Raw genomic sequence first — 24729 nt, forward strand, 5'->3', positions numbered from 1 at the left:
TGTTGAACGAGAACCAGCAGGTCAAGGACCGCCGCCGCCAGGCCCGCCTCCCGGCACGGGCGATCCCCGAATTGATCGCCACGGGACCAGGCCAGGTACTCAGCTGGGACATCACTAAACTCGCCGGCCCGGTCAAGGGGAAGTACTTCGATGCCTACGTCATGATCGATATTTACTCTCGCTACATCGTCGGAGCGTATGTTCATGCGTCGGAATCGGGCGAGTTGGCGGTGGAGATGATGAAGGAAATCTTCGGCATTCATGGCGTTCCTCAAGTCGTGCACGCTGACCGTGGCACGTCGATGACGTCCAAGACCGTCGCCGCGTTGCTGTCGGATCTAGAGGTCACTAAGTCGCATTCAAGGCCGCGCGTGAGTAACGATAATCCCTACAGCGAGGCGTGGTTCAAGACCCTCAAATTCGCTCCGACGTTCCCCGAACGCTTCGGCTCCCTCGCCGATGCGAAGACGTTCATGGCCTTGTTCGTCGACGGCTACAACCACGAACATCGCCATTCCGGGATCGGCCTGAACACCCCCGCCGATGTGCACTACGGCCTCGCCGAGGCGAAGGCCATCGAACGAGCCGCGACGCTGGACGCGGCCCGCGCACGCTTCCCGGAGCGATTCAGCACCAGCCACACGCCACAGATCCTGTCCATTCCCGCGACGGCATGGATCAACAAACCCACCGACAAACCCACCGAGAATGACGGGCTCGAACTAGCCGCCTAAACTCCCACTGGCCTCATTCGCCTTGACAAATTCCGGGACACACCGGCGTCATCACGCAGACGCGATTTCGATGACTCTCAGGGAGGCGCACTCCTGGGTCGCGTTGGAAGCCTGCCCGTCGAGATAGGTGTCGACGTCCGCTCCCGCATCAAGATCGACACGAGCGGTCGGATGTCCGTCCGGCGGACGAGGACACGGGTGGATCCAGATACCCATTCGCATTGGAACGCTCCCCACTGAGTCCTCGGTGTCCGTGAGACGGGACCCGATGTCCTTCGTGCGCACATCCTGGTTCGACGGTTGACTGGGGCGATCAGGCCGTTACCGGTGCACCGAAGCCATTCGGAGCCGTTGCGTCGGAGACCTGGGTTGCGGGCAGATCGTCCGGTGCAAGAGGCCGCGAGATGAGAAAGCCCTGCACCGCGTCACAACGCAGATCGCGCAACAACTGGAGCTGGCAGGGGCGCTCGACGCCTTCGGCCGTGACCGTGAGCCCGAGGCCATGTGCAGTGTCAATGACCCCGCCCACGAGCAGGGCATCGGCATGAGAGGAATCGATGTGGTCGATGAAAGTTTTGTCGATCTTCACCGTCGTGAGCGGGAGGCTTCGCAGCAGAGCGAGAGAAGAGAAACCGGTGCCGTAGTCGTCCAATGCGATGCTGATCCCGGCCCCCCGGAGCTGTTCAAGTTGCCCGATTGCCCGGGGCAGGTCGGTGATCGCGGCGCCCTCGGTGATCTCCACCTGGATCAGTGCGGGGGGAACGCCATGCCGGGTCAGGGCCCCCAGAAGCTCGGGAACAATGGTGCGCGCCGCGAGTTGGAGGGGAGACACGTTGACCGCGACTCGGCGTGGGGTGCCCGCATCAAGCCACGTCCTGACCTGCGCGCAGACCTCGTTGATGACTCTCTGCCCGATACGGTGGATGTCGCCCGAAAGTTCCATGATCGGGATGAACTCCGCGGGCGACACCGCGCCCAGCACCGGGTCAGTCCACCGCAGGAGCGCCTCCGCGGCAGAGCAGTCACCGCTGGCCAGGTCCAACTGCGGCTGATAGTGCAAGGTGAACGCGCCAGACTCGAACGCCTCCGGAAGTCGCCGTCGTATTAGCGCATTCCGCACGATCGGCGCCGCCTCGCCATGCCCATCCAGACGCGCGACCTGGCGTTTGCCGGCCTGCTTGGCCTTGAGCATTGCCCCGTCGGCGTGGCGCAGCAGCGCGTCAAGCGGGCTCAATTCCTGTTCCGCGGCAACATCGCCGGCCACCGCGATCCCGACCGACGCCGACACGTGCAGCAGGTGCCCGTCGCAGACAAACGGGACCGATGCTCCGACCACGACCCGGTCAGCTATCGTGCGAAGCAGACTTTCGTCCACGTCGACCAGCAAAATGGCGAACTCGTCACCGCCGAGGCGGGCGAGCACATCCGTCTGGCGGATGACGTGGCGCAGCCGTTCGGCGAAGGCGACCAGGATCTCGTCCCCGGTCTGATGCCCGAAGGTGTCGTTGATGGCTTTGAAACCGTCAAGGTCGATGTAGAGCACCGCGAGGCGGGTCATGTCGCCGGCATCCTCGATCGACGCGCTGCCACGCTCCTCCAACTGGCGTCGATTGGGAAGGCCTGTCAGCGAATCGTGCAGCGCGGCGTAACGAAAATCCGCCGACAACCGTTCGAAGATCTGGGACACCGAGACGACCCGTGGGCCATTCTCGGTAAGCACGAGCACGTCACGATAACGGTTGGCCTCGGGCAGTTCCAGCACCCTCTGCGCCGCGGTGGCCAGGGTCATCGTACCGGGCAGGAAGAACGAGGTCTCCGGCACCATCTGCCTGGCCGTGGTCCGAGCATGCAGGCCGCGCCCGTAGCCCAGCCGCCCAGTCAAAGTGAACTCCACCTGCTCCCGAGACAACAAAAATTGAACACCATCGTCGCGCACGACGAGCAAACGAAGCTGACGGTCCGCGCGAAAAACCCGGTCGATCTCATTCATCGGCGTCGACGCGGAAATCACCTGGACGCCCGTCGCCAGGTCCGCGAGGCAGACGACCCGATTGTCGCGGCCGACATCAGGGCCAAAAATGGTGCTCATCCTTCATCAGTACCCGCTTAAGGTTCCTGGCCCAGTTCCCCGCGCCGGAGTTTACCCACTGTTCAGCCACCCGACCCCGGGCAGCGCTGTCGACACCGCGGGCGTATCTCGCTAACGGTGTTTTCGGCATTTTTCAGCAGTAGGATTCGGCGTTCGGCCAGCGGCCTCGCAAGGTGATGGCTAAGACGTTGAGACGATCAAGGGATTCTCTACGAAGGCGGAGCGAGCAGCGGCGCCCCCGTTCGGGGTGAGCGCCCTCGGGGTGTGCCGGGGCTTTTTCATCCGCGAGGTTTCCTTCACGGGATTGCACGCGATAATTCCCCCCGGAACACTCGAATGCCGAATGGGCCGCGGCCATCGGTACGCAGGTCATAGATCGCCTGCACGTGCACGCCGAGATACTGAGCGAGCTCGCTCGTTGTGAGTACGGGCTCCAAACCGAGCCCCAAGAGATTTGTAGCATCCATAACCCGTGGGTGCCCAAGGTCACACCAGGTGAATCGAACTGGCTCGTGTACCTTCTCTCCGAGCGCCCACAAGAGGCGGGCGCCGCGGAATAAACGTTGAATAAACGTTGCTTGAATCAAGTCTTGCCACTTCAGTGAGGACAAGAAACCCTGGTCAGACGATTTTTCTGGTGCCCCCGGTAGGAATCGAACCTACGACAATCGGATTAGAAGGCCGGTGCTCTATCCACTGAGCTACGGGGGCGAGACTGGTCAAGGTTACCAACCCCTAGGCTGAACTCACACCAGCCGTCGCATCCGCTCCAGGAGCACCCTGACCAATCAGGTACGCCGAAAGTCCGTTGACGGTCAACTGGCAGAGAAACCGCCACGGAAAGAGGCAGGGCCATCGAGAACACTCGGGTCGGTTCTGGCCACCAGCACACTCCTGCTGCTCAGCGTCGGACTCGCGTGGGTTCTCGGCATCGTGGGAATCCTTCTGGCCGTGACAAACTGCTCAGCCACCGACTGCACTTGGCTGACAATCGGCTCGGGCATCGCCACGTTCGGCCCCGCGTCAGTTGTTCTCATCAGCATGGTGATCTCGATCGTGCGGATGGTTCAGCGGCGCCGGGCGTTTTGGGTTCCGATCATCGGCATGGTCGTGGCCGTGCTCATGACGGTTCTCTGTGGCACGGTCGCATTCATGACCATCGGCTGACCCCGCTCCAACCGATCAGCGTTCGATCGAACCTGGCTCGACCCGTCAGCGCAAGGCGGCGAGGTCATCCATGACGGAAGAGCCCGGAACGGCGAAAACGGGCGCGCCACTCTGCACGAGTGATGCGATCTCTTCACCCAACTGGGCGGTCGAGAAGCCCATGCCCGGCCCGGCGGTCGCCGGCAGCTGGGCCAGAATGTGCACGGCGGCGGCCTCGATGGTCCGCGCAGCGTCGCCCTCGCCGAGGTGGGCAAGGCACATCGCGGTCGAGAGTATTGCCCCCACCGGGTTCGCCCAGCCGCGTCCGGCGATGTCGGGGGCGGAGCCGTGAATAGCCTCGAACATGCTCGGTCCGGAGCCATCGAGGTTCAGATTCGCGCTCGCGGCGACGCCCAAGCCGCCCTGGATGGCCGCACCCAGGTCGGTGATGATGTCCCCGAACAGATTGTCGGTCACGACCACGTTGAACCGTTCCGGGGCCGTCGGCAGGTAGAAGCAGAAGGCGTCAACGTGCACGTAGTCGACGGGAACGGTGGGAAAGCGCGCACTCAGCTCGTCCACCGTCGACTGCCACAGGGTTCCCGCCTCGACCAGAATGTTCTTCTTGTGGCACAGAGTCAGTGTGCCGCCCCGCCGCTCGGCCAGGCGAAACGCGAACTCGACCACACGTTCAACGCCCATACGAGTGGTGACGGATTCCTGCACGGCGACGGCATTCGGAGTTCCAGCGTGCACCGTCGACCCGCGCCCCACGTAGGCACCCTCGGTGTTCTCGCGCACGATCACGAGGTCGCAGCGTTCTGGGGTGAGGCCGGCGATCGGCGTGGCCACACCGGGATAGAGCTTGACCGGGCGCAGATTCACGGCCTGCTGAAAAGTGCGGCGCATCTCGAGGATGAACCCGCGTTCCAGAATGCCGGGCGCGACGGCGGGATCCCCCATCGCGCCGAACAGAATAGCGTCGTGGCTGCGCATCTGCTCCTGTAACGCCGGAGTCCAGAGTTCGCCGGTCGCCAGGTAGTGCCGGGCGCCGGCAGAGATCTCGGTGAGTTCCGTGCTGAAACCGAACATCGACTCCGCTGCCGCGAGCACATCGAGGGAGGCGTCGATGACTTCGGGCCCGATGCCGTCACCACGAATCACGGCCAGCCGGTGGACTCTCGCTGTGCTGGTCATCCTTCTCCTCCTGGATAAATGAGTGCCGCGGCAGGTCATTGACCTGAGGATCAGCGCTCGATACTCTAGTTAGGTTACTGGTCAGACCAGTAGAAAGACCAGCACCTCCCCCTGCGAATGACAGAAAGCGGTTCCGTGACCTTGTTCTCGATTCCCTACCCGGCCGGGCTCCCCATCGGCGAGCGCTGGCTGGACTGCCCCGAGCAGGCGGAAATCGTGTTCCCGTTCGACGGTTCCCGGGTGGCGCAGTCGCCGGTCGGCACCGTGACGCAAGCCTCGCTCGCAGTGGATGCTGCCGCCTCGGTACGCGCGGAACTGGCCGGGCTGAGCACGGGCATCCGACGTACCCTACTGGTCGGCATTCACGACGCCCTGGCCGAGCGCAGGACAGAATTCGAGCAGCTGCTCGTGCTGGAGACCGGTAAACCGCTCGTGGACTGCCGCACGGAAGTGGCCCGCGCCCTCACCACCTGGTCGGCAAGCGCCGAGGAAGTTGCTCACCAGCACGGCGAAACCGTTCCCCTCGACCTGCAGCCGAGCGGTGTGGGCATGATCGGCTACTGGACGCGCCGGCCCGCTGGCATCGTCGTGGGCATCACCGGCTTCAACTATCCGCTACTGCTGGCCAGCCACAAGCTGGCCCCCGCGATCGCGGCCGGCTGCCCGATCATCATCAAGCCGGCGCCGAACACGCCGCTGTCGACGCTGTGGGCGGTCGATCTGATTCGCGGCGTGCTGCGCGAACACGGAGTGTCACCCGCGGCCGTTCAGCTCGTCACCGGGGGCATCGACGTCGGCGACGCGCTGGTGCGTGACCCGCGGGTGGCCGTAGTCTCCTTCACCGGTTCCGCCACCGTCGGGCACCAGATCGCGCGCTCGGCTGCACCACGCAAGGTCGTGTTGGAGCTGGGCGCCAATACGGCCCTGATCGTCGCGAGCGACGCCGACGTCGAGAAAGCCGTCGATGCGGTGATTCGCGGCGGCTTCTACGCCAACGGTCAGGCCTGCATCTCCGTACAGCGCATTCTGGTGCACGATGCGATCGCCGACGAATTCGAGCGGATGCTGCTGGCGCGCCTCCCCGAGGTGCGCGTCGGCGACCCGCGCGACGACAACACGCGGGTGGCGCCGGTCATCAACGAGGCCGCGACCCGGCGCATTGTGGCCTGGATCGCCGCAGCCAGGGCCGGCGGGGCGCGGGTGCTTGCCGGCGGCCATCTGGTCGAGCGCAGCATTGCGCCGACCGTGCTGGCTGACGTTCCGCCGGAGGCCCAGGCCTGGTGCGAAGAAATCTTTGGACCGGTCGTCATTCTGCAGCGCGTCTCCGACCTGGGGTCGGCCATCGAGCTGGTCAACCACTCGCGTTACGGCCTGCAGGCCGCGATCTACACGAGTTCACTGCAACGAGCGTTTCGTGCCATCAACGAACTCGATGTCGGCGGCGTCGTGGTCAACGAGATCCCCGGCTTCCGCTCCGACATCATGCCCTACGGCGGCGTGAAGGATTCCGGCACGGGCCGGGAAGGTCCCCGGTTTGCCATCGAGGAATTCACCGTGACCCGCATGGCCATGATCCGCCCGTAACCCATTCAGAGAGAAATACCGTGGACTACACCCAACTGTTCCAGTTTTCCGGCCGCCGCGTTCTCGTGATCGGGGCCGGCAGCGGCATCGGCCGGGAGAGCGCCCGCGCCCTGCACGCCCACGGAGCCACGGTCATCTGCGCCGACCGCGATGCGGTCAGCGCGGCGGCCACCGCTTCCGGGCTCGGTGCCGGAGCGACTTCGCTGCAGCTTGACGTGCTCGACCAGGCGGCCGTGCGGGCCGTTGCCGGTGACTTGCCGGATCTCGCCGCACTCGTCTTCACCGCCGCGACCAACGTGCGCAAACGCATCGCGGACTACACCCTCGACGAATTCGACCGCGTGGTGAACCTCAACCTGCGGGCCGCTTTCGTGCTGATTCAGGCCTTTGCGCCGGCCATGGCCGCCCGGGGCGGCGGCAGCATCATTGGCTTCGCCTCCATTCGGGCGGTCACGGTCGAGCCCGGCCAGGGCGTCTACGCTGCGACCAAGGCCGGGCTGGTGCAGCTGTTGCGCACGGCGGCCGCCGAATATGGGCCGGCCGGTGTTCGGGTCAACGCAATCTCCCCCGGCGTCGTCGAGACCCCGCTGACGGCGCAGATCAAGAACAATCCCGACTGGTACAACGCCTACGCCGCCAAGAGCGCTCTCGGCCGCTGGTCGACCCCGAGCGAGCTGGCGGGTGCCGTGGTCTACCTCGCCTCGAACGCGTCACGGTTCGTCACCGGGTCGGTGCTCACCGTCGACGGCGGCTGGACCGCCGTCGACGGCCGCTTCGACCCGCCGAACGCCTAGCGCGCCAGCTGGCCCACGGTATGAAACGGCCAGACCGGCTCTGCCGTAGCCGGCCGCGCCTGCTCGTACCAGTGGGTGGCCCGCAGAACCGCCAGATCTTCGAACCGGCGCCCGGCAATGTGCAGCCCGATCGGACGACCGTCAGCCGTGAACCCGCAGTTCACCGAGCTGGCCGGCTGCTCCGAGAAGTTGTACGGCGCCGTAAACGCGATGTGGTCCAGCGAGGTGGCCGCATCATTGGTCGGCATCGGCCACTCCGCCGGAAACGCGGCGACCGGTGACACCGGCGACAGCACGACGTCATACGGCGCCGTGGCCGCGACGGTCGCCGCGCGCAGGTCCTGGATACTCTGGTAACACCGCACCACCTCGGTGCCCGACACTCCAGCGCCACCCAGCACCCAGTGACGAATAAAGTCGAGAACCATCGCCTGCCGCGCTGGTTCGAGCGCCTCATAGTCGGCAAGGGAACGCACCCGCAGAAAGAGGTCGAGGTCGGCGAGGTACTTCACGGTCATCGGCGGGGCGATCTCCTCCACGATCGCGCCGGCCGCCTTGAAATGTTCCACCGCCTGCAAAACGGATGCCGCCACCTCCGGGTCGGTCGCGAGGCCGGCCCCGCCGGCCAGGTGGTACCCGACCCGCAGTCCCGCGACCCCATCGCCGCCGCAGTGCACGTCGGTCCAGTCCAGGTTCTGCTCGCCGAGACCGGTGTAGTCGCGCGGGTCTGGCTGGGTGAGCACGCCCATCAGCAGTGCGGCGTCATCCACTGTTCTGGTCAGCGGTCCGGCCACGCGGCCCATATAGGGCGGGTCGACGGCGATACGGCCGAAACTCGGTTTCAGGGTCACGAGCCCCAGCCAGGTGGCCGGCAGTCGCAAGGAGCCGCCGATGTCGGAACCGGTGTGCAGCGGGCCGATGCCGGCCGCGGCCGCAGCGCCCGCGCCGGCGCTTGACCCGCCGACGGTCCAGGCCGGGTTCCACGGGCTGCGGGTGATTCCGTGCAGGCTCGACACGCCGGAGGAGAGCATGCCGTAGTCGGGCATGACCGTGACGCCGAAGATGACTCCGCCGGCCTCGCGGATGCGCGCGGCGCTCGGCCCATCTTCGGTCGCGATCGCGGCATCGAACTTGGCGGCGGTGCCGGACGGCTGGCTGAAGCCGCGCACAGCCACGTTCTCCTTGATGCTGGTCGGCACCCCGTCGATGGTGCCGAGCGGATGCCCCGCAGCCCACCGCCGTTCGCTGGCCGCAGCCGCTTCGAGCGCTCCGATCCGATCGAGGCCCCAAAAGCAGTTCAACTCGGGCTGCAGTCGCTCGGCTTTGTCAAGTACCGCCAGCGTCACCTCCACCGGGGAGAGGTCGCCGCTGCGGTAGCGCGCTACGAGCTCGGTCGCCGGCAGGCATTCGATGGGCGCGGTCTCGGTCATGGCATCTCCAATGGGTCAGGCACAGGTTCAGGGGGCGACCCGGCGGGCCAGCTCGTCCATGGACGGCGTGGCGCTGACCAGTTGGCGCGTGTACGCGTGCAGCGGACCGTCGTAGACGTCGGCGGTGGGCCCGCATTCGACGATGCGTCCGTCGGAGATGACAGCCACGGTGTCGCAGAGGTGGCGGATCACGCCGAGGTCGTGCGAGACGAACACGAGAGTGAGCTGATATTGGTCGACCAGATCGGCGAGCAGGTTCAGTACCTGGGCGCGCACCGACACGTCGAGGGCGCTGACCGCCTCGTCGGCCACCAGAACCCGGGGCCTAGTGATGAGCGCCCGTGCAATGGAGATGCGTTGCCGCTGGCCGCCGGAGAACTGGTGCGGATGCCGGTTCATCACGTCGATGTCGAGCCCGACCGCATTGAGCTGGGCTTCGACCCGGGCGAGGGACTCGGCCCGATTGACATTGCGCAGGGGTTCGGCGACGATGTCGCGCACTTTCATGCGCGGATCCAGGGACCCCATCGGGTCCTGGAACACGATCTGCACCCGGCTGCGAAAGTCGCGCAGGTGCCGTTCGGAGGCTCCCGCGATGGGTTGCCCGAGCACGTCGACCGTGCCGGTCGTCGGTTGGTCGAGGGCACAGAGAATGCGCATGAGGGTGGATTTGCCGGAGCCGGACTCCCCCACGATGCCGAACCGCTGACCTTCGGCAACGTCGAAGGACACGTCGCGCAGGCCGTGCACGATCGGTGCCGGTGCGAACAGTGCGCCGCCGCGTCTCCGATACTGCCGGCTGAGGTCGCGCACCGAGATGGCGGGCGCACCGGTCACCTCGTTGAAGATCACCGGCGGGCCGCCCGGCTCGAGGCGCTGGTGGGCGGCGCGGTGCGGCGGCCGGATTACCGCGGCGGCGGCATCCGCGTGAACCTGGCGGGGCGCGGATACTGCCACGGGTGGCCTGCCGACGACCGGCATGGACATGGTGTGCAGGCGGCCGCGATCGTCGACCGAGGAGAGATCGGAGGCCGCGATCAGTTTCTGTGTGTACGGATGCTGCGGCGCGGTCAACACACGCCCCACCGGCCCGTCTTCGACGATCTCGCCTTGGTACATCACAAGCACCCGCTGGCAGACTTCGGCGACCACCGCGATGTCGTGGGTGATCAGCAACAGCGCGGTGCCGCGCTCGGTGACGAGGTTTCCAATGAGCTTCAGCACCTCGGCCTGCACCGTGACGTCGAGGGCCGTGGTCGGTTCATCGCAGAGCAGCAACTGCGGGTCGTTGGCCATCGCCATCGCCAGCATCACCCGCTGGCGTTGCCCGCCGGAGAGCTGGTGCGGAAAGGCGAGTGCCGCCTCGGCCGGGTTCGGTAGTTTGACCAGGGCCAGTAGCTCAACGGCCCGCTGCCGAGCCCGGCGCCGCCCGGTTTCCGTGTGGTGCACCGTCATAATCTCGGCCACCTGGGCGCCAACCCGCATGAGCGGGTTCAGGGCGGTCATCGGCTCCTGGAAAACCATGGCCATGGTCCTACCGCGCAACTGGTTCAGGCGACGTTCGGGCGCGGTGAGCAGGTCGGCGTCGACCCCGTTCAGTCGGATCGCGCCGGTGGCCGTCAGGGTTTCCGGCAGCAGCCCCATGACGGAGGTCGCGGTGAGCGACTTTCCAGACCCGGACTCCCCGATCAGGCCGACCCGTTCGCCTTCGGCGATGTCGAAGCTGATGCCGTGAAGCAGGTCGGCAAATGGCGAAGAGACCGTCAGGTCGCTCACGCTGAGGGTAGGCACGGTCATCGATTCACCTGCATTCTGGGGTCGAAGCGATCGCGGAGGCCATCACCGAGCAGGTTGAAGCCGAGCACCGCGATGGCGATGGCGATTCCCGGCCAGACGATGAGCAGCGGTTCGATGAACAGGTAACCCTGGGCATCCTGCAGCATGCGGCCCCACGACGGGGTCGGCGGCGGCGTGCCGAGCCCCAGATAGGACAGCGCGGCTTCGGCGAGAACGGCGATGCCGAAGGAGACCGAGGCCTGCACGATGAGCATGCCGCTGATATTGGGCAGAATGTGCCGCATGCCGATGAAGAGGCCGCTCTTGCCCGAGGCGCGGGCGGCCTGCACGTATTCACGGCTCATGATCTGCATGGTGCCGCTGCGGGCGATGAGGGCGAACGCCGGTGCCGTGCCGATGCCGAGGGCCACCATGGCTGTGACGGTGCCGGCGCCGAAGATGGCACCGAAGATGATTGCGAGCAGCAGGGCAGGGAAGGCGAGCGAGATGTCATTGCTGCGCATCATGAACTGGTCGAGTCGGCCCGGATTCATGCCGGCCACGATACCGAACGGCACACCGAGCACGGCCGCGATCCCGACCGCGACGGTGCCGACGAGCAGTGAGATCTGTGCGCCGCGCAGGATGGAGCTAAAGACGTCCCGCCCGAAGCTGTCGGTGCCCAGCAGATGTTCGGCGCCCGGCGGGCGCAGGATGGAATCCGAGAAGACCCCTTCCGGGTCGAACGGGGTCCAGAAAGCAGAGACGACGGCGGCCAGCACGACGAGGCCGATGAGCACGAGTCCGGCCCAGAGCGTGGCTCCGCCGCTGTGACCGGCAGCACGTCGCGTCGGCGTCCCTGGCTTGATAGCGGTCATGTGGCGCTCCGTAGTCGGGGATCGATCATGGTGAAGGCGAGGTCGACCAGAAAGTTCAGCGCCAGCACGAAAACGACCAGTACGAGCACGATGCCCTGCACGGCGGGGAGGTCGCGCAGGGCGACCTTGTCGAGCAGCAGGCTGCCGAGGCCGGGAATGCTGAATACCCGCTCGATCACGACGGCGCCCACCAGGAGGGTGGCGATCTGCAGGCCGAGCACGGTCATCACCGGAACGGCGGCGTTCCGCAGACCGTGCCGAAACAGTGCCCGCCCCGCGCCGAGGCCTTTGGCCCTGGCGGTGCGGATGAAGTCTTCCCGCATGACCTCCAAAACGGATGAGCGCACGTAGCGGCTGAGCACGGCGCCCTGCACGCTTCCGAGGGCGATCGCGGGCAGAATCAGGTGCTCGAGGAATCCGCCGACGTCCTCGCCGGGGTCGACCCAGCCGCCGGCCGGCAGCCAGCGGAGCGTCACGGCGAAGACGGTGACGAGTAGCATTCCAGCCAGAAAACCGGGCACGGCAACGCCGATCTGGCTGATGCCGGAGAGAATCGCTCCGTCGGGCTTTCGCTGCCGGACCGCGGTCAGGATTCCAAACGGAATAGCAAAGAGCAGGGCGAGCACGACGCTGGTCAGCACCAGGATCACGGTGATGCCAAGGGCATCCGTTATTTCGGGGCCGATCGGCTGGCGCGACACTGTGGAGGTACCGAAGTCTCCGATGAGCACGTGGCCGAACCAGTCCAGATAGCGCACGATCGCGGGGCGGTCGAGACCCATCAGCGTGGCTTGCGCTGCGACATCCGCTTCACTCGCCTGCACGCCCAGGGCGATGCGTGCGGCGTTGCCGGGCAGAATCGACAGCAGCAAAAACGTCACGATTGAAGCCACGACGACCGTGGTGGCGAACACGCCGATACGGCGCAGAACCACAAGAACCATAACTTTCCTCTGACTGTTTCTGGGAACACCAACCGTACGCGTTCCGGCAACCTCGCCTATCGTGCGATGGTCGACAGGTCGAGCGCGAGGCTCGGTGTGTTCTTGGGTACCCCGAGCAGGTCGGCGTCGGCGAGGGAGATGGCCGGTTGCAGGTAGAGCCAATCTGCGGCGGCTTCCTCGGCCATGGTGGTCGTGGCCTGCTTCATCAGTTCGGTGTAGGTGGCCGGGTCGGCGGCATCCGCTTCGGCGAATTTGGCCATCACCTCGGGCGAGTTGTAGCCCGCGTAGTAGGTGGGGGCCGCAAAGACCGTCACGTCACGCGGTTCACTGTGCATGATGAGCGACATGTCGTAGTCGTGGCCCGAGAAGACGTCATCAAGCCACACGGCGGGAAATTCGAGGGCCGTCACGTTGGCGGTGATGCCCACCTTGGCGAGCTGGTCCTTGACGACCTGAGCGCCGGCCACTGCGTAGGGAAGGTTGGGAATCTTGAAGGCCACAGTCAGGTCGCTAGCTCCGGCTTCGTCAAGTAGTTCGGAGGCTTTGTCGGGGTCGTAGGGGTACAGATCGGCCAGATCCTGGTCGTACCATGGGTCCGTCGGCGGCACCATGGAGCCGATCAACAGGCCGTAACCGCTGTTCGCGGTGTCCATAACGGCCTGGCGGTCGATGGCGTACATGACCGCCTGGCGCACTCGAACGTCGCCGAATGCGTCGCTCGCGTTGTTCATCGACAGGGTGACCTCGCCTGTGCTGGCACCTTCGAGCACCTGGAAGTCAGCGTTGGACTTGAACTGGTCGACCAGCTGAAACTGCGAGATGCCCGAGATGAGGTTGATGTCTCCGCTCAGCAGCGCATTGGTCTGCGCTGTTGCGTCGGTGAAATAGCGCAGGGTGACGTCGGTCATATACGGGGCGTCGCCCCAGTAGTCCGTGTTGGCGGCAAGCACGAGGCTGTCCCCGGTTTTGAACGAGCTGACCGTGTAAGGCCCGGTACCCACCGGGGCGGTGGCCAGATCAGCGATTCCGGATTCGGTGAACATCGTGCCGACCGGACCACTCATGTTGAAGAGCCAGCTGTTGCTCGGCTTCGACAGGGTGATGCGGGCCTCGGTATCGCTGACGGCCTCGATACTGGCAATCGGATCGAGGTAGGCCGGTCCGTTGGCGGTCCAGTTGTCTTTGACCCGTTCCAGGCTGAACTTGACGCTCGCGGCGGTGAATGGCGAGCCGTCGGAGAAGGTCACGCCTTCGTTCAGCAGAAAATCGTAGATCAGGCCGTCGTCGCTGACGGTCCAGGATGTGGCGAGCAAGGGGATGATGGTGCCCTCGTTGTCGAGTTTCACCAGGCCTTCGTAGACGTTGTAGAGCAGCGCCTGCGGAATGGCGGCACCGGCGGTTGTGGTGTAGTCGAGGTTGCCGGGCGTGGCCAACAGGCCAACGGTCAAGTACGTGTCCGGCTCTCCCTCGGCGGTCGTCGACCCGGTGGAACAACCGACCAGGGCCATCGAAGAAACCATGACCGTGGCAATGCTGGCGAACAGGCTTCGCCGGGTGTGTGCCCTCATTCGAACGTGCCCCTCTGGTTTGGCTGGCCCGACGACGAGCGGCCAGAAATACTGTGGAAATGTGCTGTCCATACCGGAGAAATACATGGTCAGACCAGTACACTCTGTACCAAAGTCAGCTTTACATGTAGATCTCAGATCGTCAAGATCGACCCCGATATTGACACAGCTTCAATTGGCGCCAGTTCTACGACGCTGGTCGCAACCTCGAGGGAGTGCCAATGGCCCACAAAGCCGCATTTACCGCCGTGAAAACTGTCAAGGCCTACGAACGCGTGGTCGAGCAGATCGAGTCAGCGATCAGCACCCGCGACCTCCGCCCCGGCGATCGCCTGCCAAGCGAGCGCGAGCTGATGCTCACCTTCGAAGTGAGCCGGTCGACCATCCGGGAGGCACTGCGAGTACTCGAAAGCACGGGGCTGGTGCGCTCGCGGCCCGGCGACCCGCGCGGACCCGAGGTTCTGCAAGCGTCTCCGGCTATTCTCACCAAGACCGTGAACCGTCTGGTGCGCCTGGAAACCATCGCGCTGTCGGAGCTGGTGGAGTTTCGCATCATGCTGGAGGACGCCGCCTGCACCCTGGCCGCAGAGCACCGCACCGAGGAGGAGCTGGAGGCGATGCGCGCCGCAGTGGATGCCATGCAGGCGGAGATCGCGAATGGTCCGGTCGCCTTTAGCCGAGCGGACGTGGCGTTCCACTCAAGCGTGTGGGCCGCCAGCCACAACCAGCTCATGCAGATCTGCGGGGAAGCAACCCGCGGAGCGCTCATCGATATGGTCACCGGCGGACTCGATCGTGCACCCGACTCCGCGACCAAGATGGAGCTGTCTTTGGCCCACGACCGGGAAATTCTGGCCGCGATCTCGGCGGGCGACGGACCCACGGCCGGGCGACTGGCGCGCTCATTCGTGATCGAGTACTACGGCGATGTGATCTCGCCGGAGGGCCGGGCAGTGCAGGGCGGCGTAGCGGGAGCGTGACCCAGAGCCGTAAACGTCAGAGCGCCTTGGCGGCCGCGACGAGCACCTGCGCGAGGGTGGGAACACCGGCCGCACGAAAAACCTCGGCACCTGCACCGTTGGTGATGATGACCGTGGGAGTGTTGCGAATGAGCAGCGCCTCGGCCTGCTCGGGTTCACCGGCCACGTCGATCTCGCGCATGGTCGCCCCGGGAACCAGCCGTTTCGCCTCCGCGAGAACGGCTCGCGTTTGCATGCACGGTTCGCAGAATGACGACGAATACAGTGTGAATTCCATCAGGGCCTCGCAGGTGGTGCGTTGAACATCGGTAGCCCTCAAGTTTACAGGCCCTGTCGCAGGCCACCGGTAGACTCGACGCATGACGAACAGCACGACTGGTACAGCACCGGCAACATCCCCAGCGACCTCCCCGACGTCGAAAAGTCCCGACCGATTGGTTTGGATCGATTGCGAGATGACCGGGCTCGACCTGGACCGCGACGAACTCGTCGAGATCGCCGTCGTCATCACCGACTACGACCTCAATGTGCTCGACCCCGGCCTTGACATCATCATCAAGCCCAATGACTCCGCCCTCGAAAACATGGGCGACTTCGTGCGCAACATGCACACCTCCTCCGGCCTCATCACCGAGATTCCGGACGGCGTCAGCGCCGCCGAGGCCGAGTTCCAGGTACTCGAATACGTTTTGAAGTTCATCCCGGCCGAGCAGAAGGCCCCCCTGGCCGGCAACTCCATCGGCACCGACCGAGCCTTCCTCACCCGCTACATGCCGCGCCTGGACAACCAGCTGCACTACCGCAACGTCGACGTGTCCTCAATCAAAGAGCTCGCCCGACGCTGGTATCCGCGGGTGTACTTTAACGCCCCGGCGAAAGACGGCGGCCACCGTGCGCTCGCCGACATCCTCGAGTCCATTCGCGAGCTTGCGTACTACCGACAGACGGTATTCGTGGCCGACCCGGGCCCGACCAGCGACGAGGCCAAGTCGCACGCGGCCGAAGTTGTGCACTTATTCGCCTCCGAGGTGTAATAGGATTGCTGAGTTGCCCCGCGTGAAAACGCAGGGACGCATGGTGGGTATAGCTCAGTTGGCAGAGCGCCTGGTTGTGGTCCAGGAGGTCGCGGGTTCAATCCCCGTTACTCACCCCAATGAAACACTGGCTTGTCGGGCATCGAAAGCAGGCCGCGATGTTACAACTTGACGCCGCCGAATTCGAGCGCCTGGTCATCGACGAACTCGATCTTCTGCCCGACGATATGGTCGACGGGCTCGACAACGTGATCTTTGTGGTTGAAGACCGTCCCGAAGACGGCAGCCTCGAGATCCTGGGCCTGTATGACGGGGTCGCCCTCACCGAGCGTGGCCAGTACGGCTTTGGCGAGATGCCCGATCGTATTGTGCTGTATCGTGAGCCGCTGCTGGCGATCTGCGACACCATGGACGACCTGCACGATGAAATTCACATCACCCTGGTGCATGAAATCGCCCATTTCTACGGCATTGATGACGACAGGCTGCACGAACTCGGCTGGGGCTGACTCCGGGCGGTCTAGCCTTGAAGAATGAGCTCCTTCCGTCCCGGCCGTCTCGTTGGCATTCTGGTCGGAACCGTGGTGATCCTCGGTTTCGGCGTCTACGGCCCCGCGACGCTGCTGGGGCCGCTGCCACCGGTCACCGCCACCACGGTCACTCCCGCAGCCACGGCCACGGCCCCCACTCCCCCGGTGCTTTCCGCCAACGGCGCGAGCGCAATCACCGTGCTCGCCGCCACGACCAGCGACGCGTCCGGAACGACGTCAACCGGCGCGGAGGTTTCGCAACCATCGGCGCCGCTCGCGGTCGCGGGCACGGCCGAGGCGCTTCCCATGGCCTCAATTGCCAAAGTGGTGACCGCCCTCGTCGTTCTCGACGCGAAACCGATTGTGGCGGGCGAGACTGGACCCGTGGTGACGCTCACGGCCGCCGATTTTCAGAGCTACCTCGACTACGACAAGGCCGGAGCGCGCTCGGTCACTGTCTTCGCCGACGAGCAGTGGACCGAACTCGAGCTACTGCAGGCGCTGCTGCTCGGATCGAGCAACAATCATGCCGATACCGTGGCACGCTGGGCGTTCGGTTCGGTCGACGCCTACGTAGTGGCTGCCAATGTTTGGCTGGCCGACAACGGGCTGACCGGCACCGCCGTGGTTGACGCCACCGGGCTGCACGATGCGAGCGCCGGAACCGCCACCGATCTGGCCCACCTCGCCGGCCTGGCCGCGACCGACCCGATCGTGTCTTCGATGCTGGCCAGTCCTGCATCCGTTTTGGCGGACCGTCGCGGAGTGCAGAATACGACGTCGTATCTGCCGGAGGAGGGCATCACGGGCATATCGCGCAGCTATACGGATGCCGCGGGTGTGTGTTTTCTGTTCACCGCCGAGGTCAGTGACGGCGCTTCGAGCTTTACCTTTTCTGGTGCGTTCATCGGTGAGCCGACCTATGATGCGCTCACGGCCGACCTGACCGCACTCATGACAAGCGCGCGGGCTGGCGTGGGGCCGCTGCCCGTTCTGGCCGCCGGCAATGCCTATGCAACGTTCGAATCGGCGTGGGGCGACACGGCCGCAGCCGTGGTCGGGGTGTCGCGCACCCGCTACGCCTGGCAGGCAGCGACTCCCGACGCCGCAACGGTCGAGCTCAAGGACTTCGCAACGGCCCGCACCGGAGCGAACGTGGGCCAGGTGCGGCTCACCGTCGCCGGGGAGAAACTCTCGGCGGCCCTGAAACTCGACGAGGGCATCGCCGACCCGGGGCCGGGCTGGCGACTGCTGCATCCGATCGTGATGATCACGGCCCTGCTCGACCAGTAGTTCTACAGCGGCTCAACCTCGGTGTCGACCGGGTCGCTCTCGCCCTGGTCGAAGGCGTACCGTACGCGGAGTTGCCCGCTCACGTCGCGCTCGTCGACTTCGTCGTACCAGAACACCGACTCAAGCCCGCCGACGGCGGCAACCATGCTGATGCGGGGCGCGTGTTTTCCATGCACGAGCGCCCGGGAATCGATCTGGCCCTCGAGCGGGCCGTCGATGAACTCGGCGATGTACAGGGTCGGGGTGTCACTGTCTGGGCTCATGACAGCTAATCTAGTCCCGTGTGGCCTGCAAGCGAACGGTTGCCCGAATTTCCGGGGCCTCCCGCTGGAGGTAGGTCGCCCATTCCTGCTGCCACTGATCCCAGTGTGAGCGAAACGCGTCGCCGTCGCGACTCAGCGCGCGCCGTTTGCGCAGTGCATCGTCCGCGGACAACCAGACCCGCACGTCGCTGAGCGGTTCATGCGCGGCCGCGAGGGTGCCGCAGCCCTCCACGACCAGGGGACGGGCCGGGTCAAGCGGATGCCACTCCGCCGGCCCGTTCACGGCCCAGTCGTAACGCTGCCAGGCTGCGGGTAGTCCCGCCCGCCACGGCAGCAACACCTGCCGTCGCAGGTGTTCAATCGCGGCGTCGAGGCCGTCCCAGCCCGGGTAGATGTCGTCCATGCGAACCAGCTGCGGCGTGTTCGCGTCCGCCCAGTGCGCCGCCAGGGCATCGGCGAGGGTGCTCTTGCCGGCGCCGCTCGGTCCGTCGATGAGCACGACCGGGTTCGGCCCGGCCGCGGGCAGGGCCGCCAGTATCGGGGCCAGCAACGCCCGGCGCTGGAGATCAGGCAAGGATGAAGCTCCAGGTCTCTGCCCACACGGCGACGCCGATCGCGATGCCGGCGATGGCGAATCCGATGGCGACAAGAGCGGCATCCGCTGCCCGAACGTGCGATGGCCTGGCCCAGGTACGTGGCTCGTTGCTGCCGAAGCCGCGGGCTTCCATGGCCGTGGCGAGCTTGCTGCCGCGTCGCACCGAGATGACGAGCAGGGAGAAGGCCGGCCCGAAGAACCGGCGTGCGGCACCGCGCAGACCGCCGCCATCGCCGACCCCGCGGGCTCGCCGGGCAAGTCCGAGCGAATGCCAGTCGTCGATGAACATGCCCACGAGCCGCAGCCCGGCCAGTCCGCCGAGTACGAACCGAGCCGGCAGGCGCAGCACCTGGGCCAGACCGTCGGCGAGGTCGGTCGGGTCGGTCGTGGCCAGCAGAACGATGCCGGGCAGACCGATCGCGAGCACTCGCAGCCCGATGGCCAGACCCAGCTGGGCGGAGCCCTCGGTCACCGAGATAAAACCGAACTGCCAGAGCACCGCGCCGGAGTCTTCACCGTAAAGAATCGTCGTGATCGATGCCATGGGCGCCGCGATCCAGACCGGCGCGGTGCGCAGCCAGAATTGGCGGGCGCTCAGGCCGCACCAGACGAGCAGCACGGCCTCGAGCAGCAGGGCCACGCCCGCCGACACCCAGTCGATCGACAGCAGCAGCGCACAGCTGACGATCAGTGCAACGGACAGCTTGGCCACCGGGTTGAGGCGGGCAACCACGCTGGTGCGGATGCTGGGGGTCATCAGGCTCACGGCTGTGCCACCCCCAGACTCATCGGCGCGCCGAGTCGATACTCCTCATCCGCGAGAGCGCTGACGAACTGGGCGTCGTGGGTGACCGCCACGATCGCGGTGCCCTCGTCGAGCAGTTCAGCCAGCAGGCTCACGAGTTCCTGCCAGGTGCGGGAATCCTGCCCGAACGTCGGCTCGTCGAGCACGAGCAGGCGAGGGCGGGTGGCGAGAACGGTGGCGACGGACATCCGTCTCTTTTCGCCGCCGGACAGGGTGAAGGGGTTGGCGTCGGCGAGGTGGTCGAGCCGCAGCCGGTGCATGAGCTCGTCGACGCGGCTGGTCTGCTCCGCCGGGCTCAGTCCGAGTGCGTGCGGGCCGATCGTCAGGTCGCCGCGCACCGTGGCGGCCAGAAACTGGTGCTCGGGGTCTTGGAAGACGGTGCCGATGCGGGTGAGCAGCTGCCGGGAGCGCCACCGGTGAGGTTCGGCAACGATGCCGTCCGCCAGGCTGTCGCTCGCGCGCAGCGTTCCGCCGGCCGGTTTCAACAGACCGGCCAGGGTCAGGGCGAGGGTGGACTTGCCGGCGCCGTTCGGCCCGGTCACGACGGTGGCAGTGCCGGCGTCGACCGAGAGGGTGATTCCCTCTGCGACGACGGATGCCACGCGTCGGCCGAACGGAACACGCCCGACCGCGAGTCCGTCGGCCCGGAGCAGGCTCTGAGAATTGCTGATCGCGTGCCGTACCGGAAACCGGGGTGGCCGGGCTGGCACCCAGACGCCGGCCTGAGCCAGCCGATCGCCCTGGCTGGCGAGAATCTGGCGCGTCGGCCCGTCGGCGAGCACACCGCCGGCCGGGTCGAGCACGATGACGCGGTCGACGACGTCCTGCCAGACCTCAACGCGGTGTTCGATGACGACGAAAGTGGCCCCGGAATGGTCGAGGGAGCGCACGACGGCGTCACGCACCTCGATGATCCCGACCGGGTCGAGGTTCGCGGTCGGTTCGTCAAGCAGGAGCAGTCCGGGCTGCATGGCCAGCACACCGGCCAGGGCCAGGCGCTGTTTCTGGCCTCCACTCAGGTTCGACGTGGGATGGTCGAGGGGCAGGTTGAGGCCGACCTCGGCGAGGGCACGCCGCACGCGCGGCCAGATTTCTGCCCGCGGAACAGCCAGGTTCTCGCAGCCGAACGCCACGTCGTCGCCGACCCGGGCGAGTACCACCTGGGAGTCCGGGTCCTGCAGCACGAGTCCGACCCGGCCCCGGGCCGCGGCCGCGCGCCCGCCGTCAATGAGCAGTCTGCCCGTCTCGTCGCCGTCCTCGGCGTCGCCGAGTACCCCGGCCAGCGCGTGCACCAGGGTGCTTTTGCCGGCGCCGCTGGCTCCGAGCAGCAGTACCCGCTCGCCGGGCTCGATCCGCAGGTCGAGCCCCGACACGGCGTGGTGGTGGCGTCCGGCGTGGCGCCAGCCCCAGCCGCGGGCTTCGATCTGCACGGGCCGAATCTGGGGGCCGCGAGCGGACGAGGTCGACGAGGGGGGTGGCATCCGATTAACTGATCGCGGCGGGTGCGCGCGAACCTTCCCGGCCGGCAGCGAATCGGCTGAGCGCGCCGGTGCGGGCCAGGCCGCGCATGGCGAGCCAAGATAGCAGCCCGGCGAGCACGGTGCCCGATACGACAGCGGATACGAAGTAGACGGCCTTGAAACCAACATCCAGTGCCGCATAGCTGACGGTCGTGTCGAGCAGTCCTACGGCCACCCCGGCGCCGGCACCGGCCAGCAGGGCGACGCCGAGGCGCCAATTCGTGTAGAGGAAGAGGGCGAGTACCAGCTCTGCCCCGAGGCCTTCAACGATGCCCCAGATGAGAGTGGAGAACCCCCACTGGGTGCCGATCAGCATCGACACGACGGCGGCGATGATCTCGGTGTAGAGGGCCGCGCCAGGCTTGCGAATGATGAGGCCGCCGAGCACTCCGGCAAACAACCAGCCGCCGGCCAGCAGGCCTTCGAGGCCGGGCGTGAACGTGAGGATCGCGCTCAGCGGCGACCAGGCGAGGCCCCAGGCCCAGAAGATGACACCACTCGCTACGCCGATGACGCTGGCGACGACGATGTCGACGACGCGCCAGCGAAAGTTGCGCGGCTTTTTCGCCGCAGGTGCCTCGCGAGTGGACTGGTTGAGTGAAGTCGATGTAGCGTGCACTGTTCGTGCCCTTTCCGTAGGTGAATACAGGGCACGGGATCGAGAAGCCTCCCTGCGCTGGCATGATCCAGATCAGGTTCGACGGTCGAAGCTTGGTCAGCTTCCTCTCAGCCCGGTGTACCGGACTCCCGTGATCATTTTCAATTGTAGTGCCCCGCTTAGACTTGCGGCATGGGGATCACGAGATGAGCATCGGCATTCTGCTCGTGTTGGCGGCGCTGTACCTCGTACTCCTGCGCCGCTTCATTATGCGCCGCCGTCGTATCGCTCAAGGCCTGCCGGTGAGTGGCCCGTGGCACTGGCCGTCCTGGCTGCGGCCCCGGGTGCCGGCCTGGCTGCGACGCCGCTTTGCACCTGGCCGCTTTGCACCGGGCTTGTTCGCGCGTCGGCCGCGATGGCCGCGTCGCATCCGCTCGGCGCGCAAGCCGCGCGGCCCGCGCCCGGGCCCACCTTAGGAACGCGAGCCCATGATCTATCCTGGGCCCACTTTCCGGGCCCGGGCCCGGAAAGAAAAGAGTCAGGGGGCCGAGGTGGGAGAAGGGCTACTTTTTCAGGGCCCGGATCACCCGGGCCAGGGCACGGCCGGCCACCAGCAGAAACGGCACACCAACGGCGAGTAGCGCGATGACATTCGGCTCGAATCGGGCGGTACCACCTGACTTCACGTAGGCGCCGATCGGCAGCGACACTCCGCCCCCGCCCCCGCCCGATCCGGCACCGCCCTCACCGGCGTCGCCGCCGCCGAAGCCGTAGTAGGTGAGCGCCACAGGTACGAGGGTGACGCCGTCGATCTGCACGGGGTCACCGTAGGCCGATTTCACACCGGCGGAACGGAACGTGTCTGCGAGTTTTTCCGGGAGGCTGGTCATTTCAACAGGGTAGCCGACTCGCGCCTTATGGGCGAGGCTTGAAGAACGAGGCTGGGCGTACGATTCCCGCCCCGAATCGCTCGGTCACCGAGTCGACCGCCAGCTCGGCTCCGCGCCAATCCTCGTCGGGATCCCACAACCCCACCGACCCCGACGCCGTCCCCAGCTGCTCGGCCCGCACCCCGATCAGGCGCACGCGAATGCCCGTCGCGGCCAGCAGGTCGAACGCAGCGACGGCCTCCTCATAAATGCGGCGACCGACATTGCTGGGCTCGGCCAGGGTGCGCGAACGGGTGACCGTGCTGAAGTCGGTGTAGCGCAGCTTCAATGACACGCGCCTGGCCACCAGATTCCCCCGCCGCAGGCGCGCCGCAACGAGGTCACACTGCCGCAGCAACTCGCTGCGCAATCGGTCGATGTCGGTCACGTCGTGCTCAAACGTGACCTCGTGGCCGACACTCTTTTCTTCTCGCTCGAGCGTCACCGAACGGGGGTCACGCCCCCACGATAGCTCGAACAGCTTCGAACCGGATGCCTCCCCCAGCGTCTTTTTCAGCACGTCCAGTGGCGTGTGCGCGATATCGCCGATGAGTTTCAGGCCGAGGCGGGTCAGGGTCTGCTCGGTGGCCGCTCCCACACCCCACAGGGCCGTCACCGGCAGGGGATGCAGGAACTCGATCGTGTCGTCGGCCGGAACGACGAGCATCCCGTTGGGTTTGGACAGGCCGGAGGCGAGCTTGGCGACGAATTTGGTCGACGCTGCGCCGACGGAGCAGACCAGCCGGGTCTCGGCGAACACCCGCGCACGGATCAGTTCGCCGATCACCGCCGGTGAGCCGAACAGATTGGTTGCGCCGGAAACGTCGAGGAAGGCTTCGTCGATGCCGAGCCGTTCCACGAGCGGGGTGACGTCGTCAAAAATGCTCATCACCCGGCTGGAATAGTCCCGATAGAGCCCCATGTGCGGCTCGAGCACGATCGCGTTCGGGCACTGCCGCAGGGCGAGGGCCATCGGCATCGCCGAGTTCACGCCGTAGCGCCGGGCAATATAGTTGGCCGCCGTGACGACCGACCGCCCCCCGCGATGGCCCACGATCACCGGCAGGTGCACGAATTCGGGGTGCGAGAGCAGCTCGACCGACACGAAGAACGCGTCGAGGTCGACGTGAAGCACGGTCGCTGAACGGTCGTCGACGTCGTCCGCCGAGATCTGCCGCCCGCTGCCGTCCTGTCTGCCCACCGAAAAACCCTAACCCGATCCGGCACGAACGACCTAGCGCACAACCTTTTCGGCACCGGCGATGCGCTGGGCGAAGTAGATGGGAATAATCGAGACCAGCACGAGCACCACGGCGATGACGTTGACCACGGGCGCCTGGTTGGGGCGGAACAGGTTGTCCAGAATCCACAGCGGCAGGGTCTTCACAGTCGATCCCGCGGTGAACGTCGTCACGATGATCTCGTCGAAGCTCAGGGCGAAGGCGAGCAGGCCGCCGGCGAACAGCGCCGACCGCAATTGTGGAAAAGTGACGAGCCGAAACGTCGTCCAGATTCCCGCGCCGAGGTCGGAAGAGGCATCTTCAAGGCTGGTGCCGAGGCGGCGAAGCCGGGCGATGACATTGTTGAACACCGTGACGATGCAGAACGTGGCGTGGGCGATGATGAGCGTCAGAATCGACAGTTGCACGCCGAGCCCGGTGCGGAAGGCATTGTTTAGGGCGATGCCGGTGACGATGCCGGGCAGCGCGATCGGCAGGATGACCAGCAGGCTGATGGCATCCCGGCCGAAGAATTCGAAGCGTTGCAGCCCGAGCGAGATGAGCGTGCCGAGCACGAGTGCCACCGCTGTCGAAGCCAGGGCTACCTGCAGGCTGGTCAGCACCGCATCGAGGGCACCGTCGCTCTGAAACGCCTTGGCCCACCACTCCAGGGTGAAGCCCGGCGGCGGCCAAACGAGGTTCTGGCTGGTGCTGAAGGAGTTCACGAAGACCACGAGCAGGGGCAGATAGATAAGGGCCAGCACCACGGCCGTGATGGCCGCGAGCAGGCCGCTGGCGGGGCGACTCAGACGCATGGCACGC

At 66.0% G+C, this 24729-nt stretch carries 26 protein-coding genes, 2 tRNA genes and 1 riboswitch; of the genes, 10 read left to right on the forward strand and 18 right to left on the reverse strand.

Annotation, left to right across the window (positions count from 1 at the left end; translation table 11 throughout):
- The coding region (locus QMF22_RS14155; protein WP_283454716.1) for a DDE-type integrase/transposase/recombinase at window positions 1–734 on the forward strand (734 nt) is incomplete at its 5' end.
- Window positions 735–1047: 313 nt separating this feature from the next.
- Here the strand turns inward: QMF22_RS14155 and QMF22_RS14160 are convergent.
- The 3 genes from QMF22_RS14160 to QMF22_RS14165 form a co-directional block, all read right to left on the reverse strand.
- On the reverse strand, window positions 1048–2823 hold the full coding sequence (locus QMF22_RS14160; protein WP_283454719.1) for a putative bifunctional diguanylate cyclase/phosphodiesterase: 1776 nt from the start codon (window positions 2821–2823) through the stop codon (window positions 1048–1050).
- Between the two features lie 296 nt (window positions 2824–3119).
- A complete protein-coding gene (locus tag QMF22_RS17540; protein WP_502846964.1) occupies window positions 3120–3290 on the reverse strand; it encodes a helix-turn-helix domain-containing protein in 171 nt (56 codons plus the stop codon).
- A gap of 168 nt (window positions 3291–3458) precedes the next feature.
- Window positions 3459–3534, reverse strand: a tRNA-Arg gene (locus QMF22_RS14165).
- Between the two features lie 240 nt (window positions 3535–3774).
- Between QMF22_RS14165 and QMF22_RS14170 the strand changes: the two genes are divergently transcribed.
- The gene (locus QMF22_RS14170) at window positions 3775–3990 is read left to right on the forward strand and encodes a DUF6264 family protein (protein ID WP_283454721.1); all 216 of its coding nucleotides are present in this window, start codon (window positions 3775–3777) and stop codon (window positions 3988–3990) included.
- A 45-nt stretch (window positions 3991–4035) separates the two neighbouring features.
- On the opposite strand, the gene QMF22_RS14175 is transcribed toward QMF22_RS14170, so the two are convergent.
- The gene (locus QMF22_RS14175) at window positions 4036–5166 is read right to left on the reverse strand and encodes a 3-isopropylmalate dehydrogenase (RefSeq protein WP_283454723.1); all 1131 of its coding nucleotides are present in this window, start codon (window positions 5164–5166) and stop codon (window positions 4036–4038) included.
- Between the two features lie 135 nt (window positions 5167–5301).
- Between QMF22_RS14175 and QMF22_RS14180 the strand changes: the two genes are divergently transcribed.
- Both QMF22_RS14180 and QMF22_RS14185 read left to right on the forward strand, forming a co-directional pair.
- A complete protein-coding gene (locus QMF22_RS14180; protein ID WP_283454725.1) occupies window positions 5302–6750 on the forward strand; it encodes an aldehyde dehydrogenase family protein in 1449 nt (482 codons plus the stop codon).
- A 20-nt stretch (window positions 6751–6770) separates the two neighbouring features.
- The gene (locus QMF22_RS14185; RefSeq protein WP_283454726.1) at window positions 6771–7544 is read left to right on the forward strand and encodes an SDR family NAD(P)-dependent oxidoreductase; all 774 of its coding nucleotides are present in this window, start codon (window positions 6771–6773) and stop codon (window positions 7542–7544) included.
- Here QMF22_RS14185 and QMF22_RS14190 read toward each other — a convergent pair.
- From QMF22_RS14190 to QMF22_RS14210, 5 genes are read right to left on the reverse strand one after another with little or no spacing between them, the layout of a single operon-like run.
- A complete protein-coding gene (locus QMF22_RS14190; protein WP_283454728.1) occupies window positions 7541–8974 on the reverse strand; it encodes an amidase in 1434 nt (477 codons plus the stop codon). The two genes, QMF22_RS14185 and QMF22_RS14190, sit on opposite strands and share 4 nt — an antisense overlap.
- A 27-nt stretch (window positions 8975–9001) precedes the next feature.
- Window positions 9002–10771 carry a dipeptide ABC transporter ATP-binding protein gene (locus tag QMF22_RS14195; RefSeq protein ID WP_283454730.1) on the reverse strand — a complete coding sequence of 590 codons (1770 nt, stop codon included), beginning with the start codon at window positions 10769–10771 and terminating at the stop codon, window positions 9002–9004.
- On the reverse strand, window positions 10768–11628 hold the full coding sequence (locus QMF22_RS14200; protein ID WP_283454731.1) for an ABC transporter permease: 861 nt from the start codon (window positions 11626–11628) through the stop codon (window positions 10768–10770). The genes QMF22_RS14195 and QMF22_RS14200 overlap by 4 nt, the downstream gene beginning before the upstream one ends.
- Entirely contained in the window at window positions 11625–12572 is a 948-nt protein-coding gene (locus QMF22_RS14205) for an ABC transporter permease (protein ID WP_283454733.1), read from the reverse strand. The genes QMF22_RS14200 and QMF22_RS14205 overlap by 4 nt, the downstream gene beginning before the upstream one ends.
- 56 nt (window positions 12573–12628) lie before the next feature.
- Window positions 12629–14092, reverse strand: coding sequence for an ABC transporter substrate-binding protein (locus QMF22_RS14210; protein ID WP_283454735.1), 1464 nt, complete (start codon window positions 14090–14092; stop codon window positions 12629–12631).
- A gap of 269 nt (window positions 14093–14361) precedes the next feature.
- Between QMF22_RS14210 and QMF22_RS14215 the strand changes: the two genes are divergently transcribed.
- The gene (locus tag QMF22_RS14215) at window positions 14362–15120 is read left to right on the forward strand and encodes a FadR/GntR family transcriptional regulator (protein ID WP_283454737.1); all 759 of its coding nucleotides are present in this window, start codon (window positions 14362–14364) and stop codon (window positions 15118–15120) included.
- A gap of 16 nt (window positions 15121–15136) precedes the next feature.
- Here the strand turns inward: QMF22_RS14215 and QMF22_RS14220 are convergent, their stop codons facing one another.
- The gene (locus QMF22_RS14220) at window positions 15137–15355 is read right to left on the reverse strand and encodes a thioredoxin (RefSeq protein ID WP_233206079.1); all 219 of its coding nucleotides are present in this window, start codon (window positions 15353–15355) and stop codon (window positions 15137–15139) included.
- A 124-nt stretch (window positions 15356–15479) separates the two neighbouring features.
- On the opposite strand from QMF22_RS14220, the gene orn reads away from it, so the two are divergent.
- From orn to QMF22_RS14240, 4 genes are all read left to right on the forward strand, one after another.
- Window positions 15480–16154: an oligoribonuclease gene (orn, locus tag QMF22_RS14225; RefSeq protein WP_283454740.1), complete on the forward strand. Its 675-nt coding sequence runs from the start codon at window positions 15480–15482 to the stop codon at window positions 16152–16154.
- A gap of 43 nt (window positions 16155–16197) precedes the next feature.
- Window positions 16198–16273 (forward strand) — tRNA-His (locus QMF22_RS14230).
- 39 nt (window positions 16274–16312) lie between these two features.
- On the forward strand, window positions 16313–16663 hold the full coding sequence (locus tag QMF22_RS14235; protein ID WP_283454742.1) for a metallopeptidase family protein: 351 nt from the start codon (window positions 16313–16315) through the stop codon (window positions 16661–16663).
- Between the two features lie 24 nt (window positions 16664–16687).
- A complete protein-coding gene (locus tag QMF22_RS14240) occupies window positions 16688–17977 on the forward strand; it encodes a D-alanyl-D-alanine carboxypeptidase family protein (protein WP_283454745.1) in 1290 nt (429 codons plus the stop codon).
- 2 nt (window positions 17978–17979) lie between these two features.
- On the opposite strand, the gene QMF22_RS14245 is transcribed toward QMF22_RS14240, so the two are convergent.
- Genes QMF22_RS14245 through QMF22_RS14265 form a run of 5 tightly spaced genes read right to left on the reverse strand, consistent with a single transcriptional unit; the run spans window position 17980 to window position 21779 of the window.
- On the reverse strand, window positions 17980–18240 hold the full coding sequence (locus tag QMF22_RS14245; RefSeq protein ID WP_283454747.1) for a hypothetical protein: 261 nt from the start codon (window positions 18238–18240) through the stop codon (window positions 17980–17982).
- A 10-nt stretch (window positions 18241–18250) separates the two neighbouring features.
- On the reverse strand, window positions 18251–18814 hold the full coding sequence (locus tag QMF22_RS14250; RefSeq protein ID WP_283454749.1) for an AAA family ATPase: 564 nt from the start codon (window positions 18812–18814) through the stop codon (window positions 18251–18253).
- Complete coding sequence (locus QMF22_RS14255; RefSeq protein ID WP_283454750.1) at window positions 18807–19601, reverse strand: energy-coupling factor transporter transmembrane component T family protein; 795 nt, start codon at window positions 19599–19601, stop codon at window positions 18807–18809. Before QMF22_RS14255 ends, QMF22_RS14250 begins: the two co-directional genes overlap by 8 nt.
- Window positions 19598–21121, reverse strand: a complete 1524-nt coding sequence (locus tag QMF22_RS14260) for an ABC transporter ATP-binding protein (RefSeq protein ID WP_283454752.1) — start codon at window positions 21119–21121, stop codon at window positions 19598–19600. The genes QMF22_RS14255 and QMF22_RS14260 overlap by 4 nt, the downstream gene beginning before the upstream one ends.
- 4 nt (window positions 21122–21125) lie before the next feature.
- Window positions 21126–21779: an ECF transporter S component gene (locus QMF22_RS14265; protein ID WP_283454754.1), complete on the reverse strand. Its 654-nt coding sequence runs from the start codon at window positions 21777–21779 to the stop codon at window positions 21126–21128.
- A gap of 32 nt (window positions 21780–21811) precedes the next feature.
- A riboswitch (TPP riboswitch) is annotated at window positions 21812–21921 on the reverse strand.
- A gap of 43 nt (window positions 21922–21964) precedes the next feature.
- On the opposite strand from QMF22_RS14265, the gene QMF22_RS14270 reads away from it, so the two are divergent.
- Entirely contained in the window at window positions 21965–22234 is a 270-nt protein-coding gene (locus QMF22_RS14270) for a hypothetical protein (protein WP_283454756.1), read from the forward strand.
- An 87-nt stretch (window positions 22235–22321) separates the two neighbouring features.
- Here QMF22_RS14270 and QMF22_RS14275 read toward each other — a convergent pair whose 3' ends face one another.
- Genes QMF22_RS14275 through QMF22_RS14285 form a run of 3 tightly spaced genes read right to left on the reverse strand, consistent with a single transcriptional unit; the run spans window position 22322 to window position 24722 of the window.
- Entirely contained in the window at window positions 22322–22648 is a 327-nt protein-coding gene (locus QMF22_RS14275; RefSeq protein ID WP_283454758.1) for a hypothetical protein, read from the reverse strand.
- Between the two features lie 25 nt (window positions 22649–22673).
- Window positions 22674–23888 carry a DNA polymerase IV gene (gene dinB / locus QMF22_RS14280; protein ID WP_283454760.1) on the reverse strand — a complete coding sequence of 405 codons (1215 nt, stop codon included), beginning with the start codon at window positions 23886–23888 and terminating at the stop codon, window positions 22674–22676.
- Between the two features lie 33 nt (window positions 23889–23921).
- Window positions 23922–24722 carry an ABC transporter permease gene (locus tag QMF22_RS14285; protein WP_283454762.1) on the reverse strand — a complete coding sequence of 267 codons (801 nt, stop codon included), beginning with the start codon at window positions 24720–24722 and terminating at the stop codon, window positions 23922–23924.
- Window positions 24723–24729: the final 7 nt, after the last annotated feature.

Source organism: Cryobacterium sp. PH31-L1 (assembly GCF_030063145.1).
GTDB lineage: Bacteria > Actinomycetota > Actinomycetes > Actinomycetales > Microbacteriaceae > Cryobacterium.

Excerpts from the sequence above, each read along its gene's own strand:
- QMF22_RS14260 (WP_283454752.1), bottom strand. The coding sequence starts at position 21,121 with ATGCCACCCCCCTCGTCGACCTCGTCCGCTCGCGGCCCCCAGATTCGG.
- QMF22_RS17540 (WP_502846964.1), bottom strand. The coding sequence starts at position 3,290 with ATGGATGCTACAAATCTCTTGGGGCTCGGTTTGGAGCCCGTACTCACA.
- QMF22_RS14275 (WP_283454758.1), bottom strand. The coding sequence starts at position 22,648 with ATGACCAGCCTCCCGGAAAAACTCGCAGACACGTTCCGTTCCGCCGGT.
- QMF22_RS14245 (WP_283454747.1), bottom strand. The coding sequence starts at position 18,240 with ATGAGCCCAGACAGTGACACCCCGACCCTGTACATCGCCGAGTTCATC.
- QMF22_RS14195 (WP_283454730.1), bottom strand. The coding sequence starts at position 10,771 with ATGACCGTGCCTACCCTCAGCGTGAGCGACCTGACGGTCTCTTCGCCA.
- QMF22_RS14285 (WP_283454762.1), bottom strand. The coding sequence starts at position 24,722 with ATGCGTCTGAGTCGCCCCGCCAGCGGCCTGCTCGCGGCCATCACGGCC.
- QMF22_RS14215 (WP_283454737.1), top strand. The coding sequence starts at position 14,362 with ATGGCCCACAAAGCCGCATTTACCGCCGTGAAAACTGTCAAGGCCTAC.
- QMF22_RS14205 (WP_283454733.1), bottom strand. The coding sequence starts at position 12,572 with ATGGTTCTTGTGGTTCTGCGCCGTATCGGCGTGTTCGCCACCACGGTC.
- QMF22_RS14200 (WP_283454731.1), bottom strand. The coding sequence starts at position 11,628 with ATGACCGCTATCAAGCCAGGGACGCCGACGCGACGTGCTGCCGGTCAC.
- QMF22_RS14160 (WP_283454719.1), bottom strand. The coding sequence starts at position 2,823 with ATGAGCACCATTTTTGGCCCTGATGTCGGCCGCGACAATCGGGTCGTC.
- QMF22_RS14175 (WP_283454723.1), bottom strand. The coding sequence starts at position 5,166 with ATGACCAGCACAGCGAGAGTCCACCGGCTGGCCGTGATTCGTGGTGAC.
- QMF22_RS14270 (WP_283454756.1), top strand. The coding sequence starts at position 21,965 with ATGAGCATCGGCATTCTGCTCGTGTTGGCGGCGCTGTACCTCGTACTC.
- QMF22_RS14240 (WP_283454745.1), top strand. The coding sequence starts at position 16,688 with ATGAGCTCCTTCCGTCCCGGCCGTCTCGTTGGCATTCTGGTCGGAACC.
- QMF22_RS14235 (WP_283454742.1), top strand. The coding sequence starts at position 16,313 with ATGTTACAACTTGACGCCGCCGAATTCGAGCGCCTGGTCATCGACGAA.
- QMF22_RS14190 (WP_283454728.1), bottom strand. The coding sequence starts at position 8,974 with ATGACCGAGACCGCGCCCATCGAATGCCTGCCGGCGACCGAGCTCGTA.
- orn (WP_283454740.1), top strand. The coding sequence starts at position 15,480 with ATGACGAACAGCACGACTGGTACAGCACCGGCAACATCCCCAGCGACC.
- QMF22_RS14220 (WP_233206079.1), bottom strand. The coding sequence starts at position 15,355 with ATGCAAACGCGAGCCGTTCTCGCGGAGGCGAAACGGCTGGTTCCCGGG.
- QMF22_RS14210 (WP_283454735.1), bottom strand. The coding sequence starts at position 14,092 with ATGGTTTCTTCGATGGCCCTGGTCGGTTGTTCCACCGGGTCGACGACC.